General features: G+C 48.0%; 9 protein-coding genes and 2 tRNA genes. 7 read left to right on the top strand and 4 right to left on the bottom strand.

Features of this window, described 5'->3' with window-relative positions; all coding sequences use genetic code 11:
* The 4 genes from Q0277_RS08385 to dapE all read left to right on the top strand — a co-directional run.
* Positions 1-231: hypothetical protein (locus tag Q0277_RS08385; protein ID WP_297997215.1), on the top strand; the 231-nt coding region annotated here is incomplete at its 5' end.
* A 143-nt stretch (positions 232-374) separates the two neighbouring features.
* A complete protein-coding gene (locus tag Q0277_RS08390) occupies positions 375-512 on the top strand; it encodes a hypothetical protein (RefSeq protein WP_297997217.1) in 138 nt (45 codons plus the stop codon).
* Positions 513-1,025: 513 nt separating this feature from the next.
* Entirely contained in the window at positions 1,026-1,622 is a 597-nt protein-coding gene (locus tag Q0277_RS08395; protein ID WP_297997219.1) for a LysE family translocator, read from the top strand.
* A gap of 15 nt (positions 1,623-1,637) precedes the next feature.
* A complete protein-coding gene (gene dapE, locus Q0277_RS08400) occupies positions 1,638-2,816 on the top strand; it encodes a succinyl-diaminopimelate desuccinylase (protein WP_297997221.1) in 1,179 nt (392 codons plus the stop codon).
* Positions 2,817-3,046: 230 nt separating this feature from the next.
* Here the strand turns inward: dapE and Q0277_RS08405 are convergent, their stop codons facing one another.
* The 4 genes from Q0277_RS08405 to Q0277_RS08420 form a co-directional block, all read right to left on the bottom strand.
* Positions 3,047-3,226, bottom strand: a complete 180-nt coding sequence (locus Q0277_RS08405) for a hypothetical protein (protein WP_297997223.1) — start codon at positions 3,224-3,226, stop codon at positions 3,047-3,049.
* Between the two features lie 652 nt (positions 3,227-3,878).
* A complete protein-coding gene (locus Q0277_RS08410; RefSeq protein ID WP_297997225.1) occupies positions 3,879-4,442 on the bottom strand; it encodes a methylated-DNA--[protein]-cysteine S-methyltransferase in 564 nt (187 codons plus the stop codon).
* 143 nt (positions 4,443-4,585) lie between these two features.
* The gene (locus tag Q0277_RS08415) at positions 4,586-6,484 is read right to left on the bottom strand and encodes a hypothetical protein (protein WP_297997227.1); all 1,899 of its coding nucleotides are present in this window, start codon (positions 6,482-6,484) and stop codon (positions 4,586-4,588) included.
* Between the two features lie 25 nt (positions 6,485-6,509).
* The gene (locus Q0277_RS08420) at positions 6,510-7,322 is read right to left on the bottom strand and encodes a M23 family metallopeptidase (protein WP_297997229.1); all 813 of its coding nucleotides are present in this window, start codon (positions 7,320-7,322) and stop codon (positions 6,510-6,512) included.
* Positions 7,323-7,430: 108 nt separating this feature from the next.
* On the opposite strand from Q0277_RS08420, the gene Q0277_RS08425 reads away from it, so the two are divergent.
* The 3 genes from Q0277_RS08425 to Q0277_RS08435 all read left to right on the top strand — a co-directional run bounded on the left by Q0277_RS08425 (position 7,431) and on the right by Q0277_RS08435 (position 8,759).
* Positions 7,431-8,246: a lipid-binding SYLF domain-containing protein gene (locus tag Q0277_RS08425; RefSeq protein ID WP_297997231.1), complete on the top strand. Its 816-nt coding sequence runs from the start codon at positions 7,431-7,433 to the stop codon at positions 8,244-8,246.
* 336 nt (positions 8,247-8,582) lie between these two features.
* Positions 8,583-8,657, top strand: a tRNA-Glu gene (locus Q0277_RS08430).
* 17 nt (positions 8,658-8,674) lie between these two features.
* Positions 8,675-8,759: transfer RNA gene (locus Q0277_RS08435), tRNA-Tyr, on the top strand.
* Positions 8,760-8,789: the final 30 nt, after the last annotated feature.

Genomic DNA, 8,789 nt, shown 5'->3' on the forward strand with positions numbered 1-8,789 from the left:
GACTCGACGAAGATGTTCCAAGATTTTCACGAAAATGGCTGCGGCGTGAAATTTGCTCTGCGACGTAAATTTAATCCGGCGGCGCGCAGGTTCTTGCTTTGCAGCACGGAATTTGTCCCACTGCGAAATGATAAAATTTACTGCGCGATTTGGCGTCGCGGCGGAGCCTACTCTGCGGTGCGTCTGTTTTGCGGGCAAGGTTCTGCGACGGGCGATAAATTTAAAATATAAGCGTGCGGTTAAATTTCAAATGCGCGGCTAAATTTAAAGTAGAAGCATTATTAAATTTCAGGTGAGGTTTTAAAATTTGCGGATAAAATTTTAAGGTGCGAAATTTTACTTAGCAAAATTTTATCTGCGATCATGGGTTATTTATGAGCGCGGATACGCGAAATTACGCAAAGCAAAATTTCGGCGAGCTAAATTTTACCGCTGCGATCTTTAAATTTACGAGACTAAAATTTACCGGCTTGCGCGAGCCGCCGTTCGTCGCCAATCTTTTGCTAGTTTAAATTTTGCCTTGCGAAATTTGGCTCGCAAACTTAGCAGCACAGGCGAGACGACGGATTTTGCCTCGCAAAATTCTAGCCGCAAAATTTAAAGTGCAAATTTAAACAGCGATCCATGCGTTAAAATTTAAAAACTAAATTTGAAGTCTAGTGAGCGGGTCCGCCGCACGAATACTCGTATAAATTTCAAGCACATAATGCTCATATTGAAATTTTGCGACTGAGCGTGTATGTGAAGCGCTCGTTAAAATTTCAAATCCGAAGCCCATGCAACCGCACACGTTAAAATTTTAGAGCCGAGCGCGCTACGACGGTCGCGTTAAAATTTTAAAGCTAAGGCGCATACTGCGGAGATTGCATTAGATTTAAAATCGATCGGCGGGCGCGCGGAATTTTAGGATTGATCCATTCGCAAAGCTGTGCGCCATCGATCTGTTCGCAAAGCCGCGCCCATAGATCTTTTCGCAGCGGCGCGTGCCGAAATTTTAGAGCAGATCTGAGGAGTATAAGTAGAGGATGCAGTCGTTCATACAAGGGGTTTTGATGGGGTTGGGCGTTAGCGTGCCGATCGGTCCGGTAAACGTGCTGATAATGTCCTACGCGCTGCGAAGCTACACCAAGGCGCTGTGCCTGGGCCTCGGCGCCATGAGCGCGGATATGCTCTATCTGGTGCTATCGGCGTTCGGCATATCGCAGTTAGCCAAAATCCCGATCGTTTTTACCTGCATATCGGTATTTGGCGCGTGCTTTTTGCTCTACACGGCGTACGCGATCTGGCATAGCACGGCTAGCTCGGTGCAGCCTGCAAGCGTCGAGGCTTCCTCAGGCGCGGCGCTTTACGGCAAAGGCTTTTTAATAAATTTATTAAATCCATACGTCATTATGTTTTGGCTCAGCGTATCTGCCGGCACCGCGCGAGCAGATTTTGCGCTTACTCTTGCGGGGCTTGTAAGCGGAATTTTAGCTTGGATCACGCTTTTTCCGCTTGCGATATATCTAGCTCGTAGCAAGCTTCCAAGCATGATAGTGCGAGCGTTTGCATATATCTCGGCGTTTATTTTGGTATTTTTCGCACTAAAGCTTTTATACGCTATAATTTTCGCTAAAATTTAAACCAAAGGATGGCTTATGAAACCGATTGAAATTCTAAAAGAGCTCATCAAATTCCGCTCGCTCACGCCTAGCGACGACGGGGCTTTCAACTACGTCTCGATGCTGCTGGCAGACTTTAGCGAGGATAGATTCGAGCTAAACGGCGTAACTAACGCGATTTTTACCAAGCGCTTCGGACAGGGTCCGCATCTATGCTTTGCCGGGCACATCGACGTAGTCCCTCCGGGCGAGGGCTGGGCGAGCGATCCGTTTAAGCCAGTGGAAGTGGACGGCTTTTTATACGGGCGCGGCGCGCAGGATATGAAAAGCGGTATCGCAGCGGCAATCTGCGCGCTAGCGGCGGCACGCGATTTTAAGGGCACGCTAAGCCTACTACTAACCAGCGATGAGGAGGGTGACGGCATCTACGGCACGCGCGAAATGCTCTCTAAATTGCGCGAGCAAGGTGCCCTACCCGACTTCGCGGTCGTTGCGGAGCCTACATGCGAAGTGCGCTTCGGCGATACCATTAAGATCGGCCGTCGCGGCTCGATTAACGGCGTCCTCACGCTCACGGGTATCGGCGGGCACGCAGCCTACCCAGATAAATGCATCAATCCTGTCCACATTTTAGCGCCGGTTCTCGCAAGCCTCGCGGGGCATGATCTGGACGCAGGTAGCGAGGATTTCGCTCCAGCCAAGATAGTCATCACCGACATTCGCGGCGGTTCGCAGGTAGTAAACGTAACACCCAAGGATGTGCGCGTGATGTTTAACGTCCGCGGCGGCGTAGAGCTGGGGCTAAAAGACGTGCGAGACTATGTACTGGGGTTATTTGAACTGGACGCAAAAGACGCGCTATGCAACGAAAGCGAATCCTGCGGCAAGCTAGAAATGAGCTGCACCGCACAGCTGCGAGCAGGCGCGTCGCTACACCTCGCGCTAAAAAGCTCCTCAAAGCCTTTTTTAACTCAGCGAAGCTCCAAAATCGTGCAAAAACTAAGCGCTAGCGTGCAGAAGATCTGCGGCGCAGCAGCCGAGCTAAACACCGCAGGTGGCACGAGCGATGCGAGATACTTCGCGGAGTTTGGCGTGGAGACGGCGGAGTTTGGCGTGCGAAACGACACGATCCATCAGATCAATGAACGAGTAGAGATTAGCGACGTCGAAAATTTAGCTAAAATTTTTAGCGATCTGATAGAAAATTTCGACTAATTTAGGAATTTGGCAAAGCTGCGTAGATTTGATAAAAATTCTTCGTTCTACCAAGTTTCGCCGAATTTACTGGGGTTTTCGCTCGTAGTTGCTTGGCGAATTTTATCTTTGCCGTGCGTATTGCGTAGAAATTTTGCCCTGCTACGCCGCTTTTGCTAAGAATTTTATCTGCATCACGCTCGCCGCTTTTACAATTACTTTGCTATGCAACGTCGCTTTCGCAAGAAGCCTTAGCAAAACGCCACCACCTCAAAGGCGAGCTTTGACGACGATAATGCTGCCCCTACTAGGAATTTTTTAAAAGAATACTGCTTTTGCGAGAATTTCAGCAAATAGCGCGATCTTTGCGCAAAATTTCCCTCGCTCTCTTTGCGTAGAATTTCATCTTCGCCAGGTGTCTCTAGCAGCATACTGCTGTACTTTGCCGCCTCCGCGAGAAATTTTATATTTGGCGCACCCGCCGATCTCGCAAGAAGCTTGCTAAGACAATGCCGTTTCTGCTGGGATACCGCCTGCTTTGTGGGTTTATAGAATTTTACTTAGTCACGTTGCCGCTGAGATAAATTCTGCCCCGCTTACCGCTTCTGCGCGGATTTTAACCCCGCTTCGGCAAGCGCAATTAAAAATTTACTTTGCCTTAATACGGCGGCGTTAAATTTTACCCTTGCAGCGCGGTGACGCAGAATTTTTAGGCTATGCAAAATTCTGCCGCAAAACCTTGCTTCATTGCCTATTTTCACGAAAGGGACTCAAAATTTTGCTGCTTTACGCGCTGCCGCACTAAATGCACGCAAGATGAAAATTTATCGAAGGATTTCAGAGCGGAATTTCGCGAGGCTAAATTTTACCGCTGCGAAAAATTTCAACCGCTCATAGCAAGCGTCTAAGGCGCGATAAATTCCAAATTAGAGCTTCAAGCAGGCTTCGCTTCTTGCAAAATTTTAACTGACTTGGTCGCCGCAAAACTAGAAATTTACAAAATCGCTTTATGAAATTTCGCAGCGCCGCGCGGTAAAATTTTAAAATCAACGCCGTACCTGCAAGGCATAATTTAACGGAATTTTACTTGCCAAATTTGGCTAAGCTTTCTCTTTCAAAGTTTAGCAGCCACGCTTTGGTCGCTACACCGCCCGCGCCGCTGTATCCGCCGAGCCCGCCCGCAGCTACGACGCGGTGGCACGGTACGATGATGGGGATTTCGTTTTTGCCGTTTGCGCTACCTACTGCGCGGCTTGCGCGCGGTCTGCCGATAGCCGCAGCTAGCTCGCCGTATGTTACGACCTCGCCGTAAGGGATCTCTAAAAGCGCGCTCCACACGGACTTTTGAAACTGCGTGCCGTTTTGGCTCAGTTTAACGCTGAAGCTCTCAAGCTCACCCCTGAAATAGGCGCTAAGCTCGTCGGTGCAAAGAATCAAATTCTTTCTTAAATCACTAAGCTTTAAATCGCGTCCTTTATCATCCGCGGCACGCACAAAGCCTAATTTAGGCTCTGCGTCGTGTTTTTTAAAGATCTCATCATTGGGGCTGCAGGCAGAGCTTTTGACCCAGTCGATACTGCAGATGCCGATCTCGTCATCCTGAATTTCAAGCATTCCAATAGGCGAATTAAAAAAGGCTTTTTGCATCTCAATCCTTTCAAATTTTTACTGGTTTGATCAAAAAAATTTTAAAAAGCGCTTGTCGCGGTGCGAGCTAAAGCTCGAAAACGATGGAATTTCATGTGGTAACGCAAAATTTTAAAATTTATACGCAAGGCGCCGCAAAGCCTCTACTCAAACCGCACGATATTTACTAAAACCCCGTCGAAAACGTCTTGCTTAAAAAGCTTGATCTCGCGCACGATATCTGCATTGTCGTCGTCGATGACGCCGTTTTTGACGAGGCTGTCCTCGATGAGCTTAAAGATAAAGGCGTGGTTGCTGACGTCAGAGATACCGCTTTTAAAGCCCATTTCAAGGCGCACCGGCACGCCTATGTGCACGCCGCGCAGATCCTTGGCGATGTAAAGATCGGCGATCGTGCGCACCATTTTTTTCGCCATTTGGTAGCTCGCCGTGGACGACAAAATATCATTGAGACCGAAATTCTCCATCAAAAGTGGAATACGAACGCGCGCCAAAACCCCTTCGCCAGGCTCGCTCGCGCTCTTTTTCAAAAACGAAATTTTAATCCTATGCGCGATGCCTATGAAACGCGGCTTAAGCGCGATGAGCCTAGCTCTAGGCGCTTGCGGTAGCAAGATAGGACGCGAAGCGCTTGCAATAGGCAGAGCCTGCGGACGCTCTCGAAGGCTCGCGCGCTCTTTCGCAGGCGCTTTGCGCGCAGGCTTGCCATAGAAATTTACGGGCTTAGTCGCAAAAGTTGATTCGCTCCCAAAAGCAGCAGACACTGGCTCATCACCAAGCGCCCCCTCCGCCATAGAAGAAGCAAACGTAGAATTCTCGCCCGTTAACGTGGGCTGCGCGAATCGCTCAAATTCGGGCGCAAATTTATTTCCCACTTGCGGCGGCAAATTCGAAGGGCGCCACTCTTGTGCGGAGCTTTTCTGTGCTAAATTTTGCCCGGCGGAATTTTTTAGCGCGTAATTTTGCCCTTTTGCCAAAAACGCGGAATTCTCACCAACGCAATTCTCATCTTGAGACGCGAATTCCGAGGCATTTTCTAAGGCAAAATTTGCGGCACAGCGGCTAGCAAATTTAGCGCTTTGATTCTTGGAGAACTCGAAGCCTTGAGGCTTGCAATCATTTGCGTTTATATCAAGCGCAGAATTTGCGAAAGTGGAATTTTTTGATGCAGAGCTTTGTGCCGTAGAATTTTTACTTTGTAAGTCCGCGCCCTGCTCTGCTACAAACGAATTTTTAGCCGTAAAATTCTCCGTTTGCGCCATAAAATTAGAATTTTGTGACTCAAATGCGGAATCTTTCACGAGCGCAGAGCTTTGCGCGGAAATAAAATTTCGCGATGCAAGAATGAAGCTTCGCCCTTTGGCAGAATTCGCAGGCGCAGAGCTTTGCGGCATAAAATTTTCGCTCCTCGCATTTGCGCTCTCTTCGAAACTAGCAGCAAGCCCCACACTCATGTCATCCTGCGCAGCATCATTTTGCGAAATTAAATTCTCGCGCGTCGTATCCCACGCGGTATCTGCGCAAAATTCCGCCCGAGCTGCGCCATAAAATTCTGCTTGCGAAGCATCTTGAAATTCTGCTCGTGAAGCAAAATCTCGCGCGCTCTGAGCGCTGCGCGCAGAAAAATCTCGCTCGCCGCACCTTGCGTTTGTGGCATACGAAGTCTTTGCCAAGCTGCCACCAGCTTCTGGCGAAACTGCGCCCGAATCTCCTTCGCAAAAGCTACCAAAATCGCAGGCGCCGTCAAACTCCGCATAGCCATCTGCCGCGCGGAGACGATCTGCGCGGGCTTTCTTTTTAGGCGTAGAAGAGAGCGTGAGCCTGCCTGCAAGCTCGCGTCCGCCAGAGTTTAAAATCCCAAAAATTCTAGCTCTAAAACGCTCAAACTGCTCGCCACTGAGCGAAATTTTATCATTTAGGCTCTGCACGCCGAAGTCTGCAGCAGTAAAATTTACGATCGCTCCGTCCCTACTCGCGACGCGCACGCGACCCTTGACCGAGCCTTTTAGCTTAAAATCGCTGCCTGCGAGAATTTTTTTCATCAACTCCTTCGGATTGTAGGGCATTTTAGCGCTCGCCAAAAACCACTTCGTTAAATTTAGCGACGAAGCTTAGCGGATTGACGCTCACGCCGTTGATCGCTATGCCGAAGTGCAGATGCGGGCCGCTAACTCTACCGCTCTCGCCCGAAAGTGCGATTTCATCGCCTTTTCGAACGTGATCGCCAAGCGTTACCTTGATCTCGCTTAGATGATAATATTGCGAATAGATGCCGCCGCCGTGATCGATCACGACCGAGCCGCCCGCGTAGTAGCGGTCTTTGGCGATGACTACGACGCCGTCGTTGGAGGCGCGCACCGCAGTGCCTACCGCGGCGCGATAATCGGTGCCGCTGTGATAGCTTTTAAGCTCGCCATTAAAGGTGCGGGCATTGCCGAACGCAGAGGTTATTTTGGAGTTTAAAGGCAGCTCAAACGGCGTGGAAAAAAGATAGCGTGGCGTGGTGATCGCATAGATCGCATTGGCTTCGTCGAGCTCTTTTTTGATACGCGCGGCGGCTTCTTTGGGCGGTTTAACTTTGCCTGGAGCGACACTTAGAGCCTCTTTTTTATACTCACCCTTTTTCAAAGCAACGATCTGCTCGTGGCTGCCGCTTTGATCTACTATCCGCAGCGCGAAATCTCCCTTAGCACGATAATTCGCTGCTAAAACGGCGATTTTATCGTTAGAATTTGGAGCCGTGATGAGAGGAATTTGCTTTAAGCCAAAGCTCAACTCGGTTGTGCTTTTATCTAATTTTAAGATAATAACGTCACCGTTTACTATGTCTAAAGCGAAAATTTTGATCGCCAAAAGTGCAAAAATAGCTAGAAATTTCATAAATTTTCCAAAATTCGTTATTTTTCATCAATTTTTTGTTAAAAATTAGCTAAAACAAATGAAATTGCTGTTATAATAACGAAAATTCAATTTTAAAAGGATTAAATGATGAAAAAGTTTTTGCTTCTAGCATCTGTTGCACTTTGCGGTCTTTTGCACGCGGACGTCGTGGCAAATCAAGAGGTTATAGCGGCGACTAACGTCGTTAGATCTTTCGTAGCGGCTAATAACTTCGGCACCGATGAACGCTATCTGACTAGCGCCAAAGCCGTTGCAATCCTAACCGACGTAAAACGCCTAGCTGCGGGCGCATCGCTGCAGTACGGCGATGGAATTTTTAGCGTCAAAGGCGAGAATGGTGAGTGGAGTTCGCCGATTTTTATCAAATATAAAGGCTATGGCGTAGGCTTACAAGCAGGCTACGAGACGAGCGACATCGTGATGATCTTTCATACTACGAAGTCATATCAAGACATTTTTACCGGCACAGACACCCTTGAGATCAATGTAGGTGCTGCGGCGGGCGGCGTAGGTAGAAGAACAGGTCGCGCAACCGATCTACCTGATATTTCTGCATGGATGGTAAGCCCGGGCGAGCAAACAGGCGTCTACCTAGGCGTATCGATCGACAACGGCAGAATCACTATCGACGATCAACTAACTAACGACTTCTATGAGAGAATTTACGACTACGAGGACATCTTAAACGATTCTCCGCGCGCGAATAAATACGCAAAAAGATGGAAGGAAGTGATGAGGAAGTATTTCACAAACGGCGAGAAATACGGTGCTAGCAGCAGTGCGGCGATACCTGTAAATCACGTGCAGAAAAAATATCCTGACGGTAAGCCGATCATCTCAAACCGCTCTCCTAGAACTCAAGCTAAGGCTACGCGAAGCAAAAAGGCTAAAAAAGCAAAATAAATTATCGAGTTAAGCCCCGCCTATGGGGCTTCTTGTTTTGGCTTTGCGTTGAGTTTGTGCAAGAGCGCGCAAGCGTGAAATTAAAGCACATAGTTGTTTTCTTAGAAAATTATTGATTCTTGACTAAAGTATTTTATTTAATTTTTATGAGTCATTGGATATATAAAGATCGATATAATTTTATAAAATTTAACGAAATTTTTATAAAATTTAATCAGTTTTTTATATTTTTATCACTACAATTACAATTCTTGTCTCGTTAGCTCAGTTGGTAGAGCATCTGACTCTTAATCAGGAGGTCACAGGTTCGACCCCTGTATGACGCACCAAAAGTTTGCCCCGTTCGTTCAGTGGTTAGGACATCAGATTTTCACTCTGGAAACAGGGGTTCAATTCCCCTACGGGGTACCACTACAATTTAATAAGATGGTTGGGTTCCCGAGCGGTCAAAGGGAGCAGACTGTAAATCTGCCGGCTCAGCCTTCGAAGGTTCGAATCCTTCCCCAACCACCATCTTTAAAACAATCAACTACACTTAGGTGT

The sequence above is a fragment of the uncultured Campylobacter sp. genome (assembly GCF_938030815.1).
Taxonomy (GTDB): domain Bacteria; phylum Campylobacterota; class Campylobacteria; order Campylobacterales; family Campylobacteraceae; genus Campylobacter_B.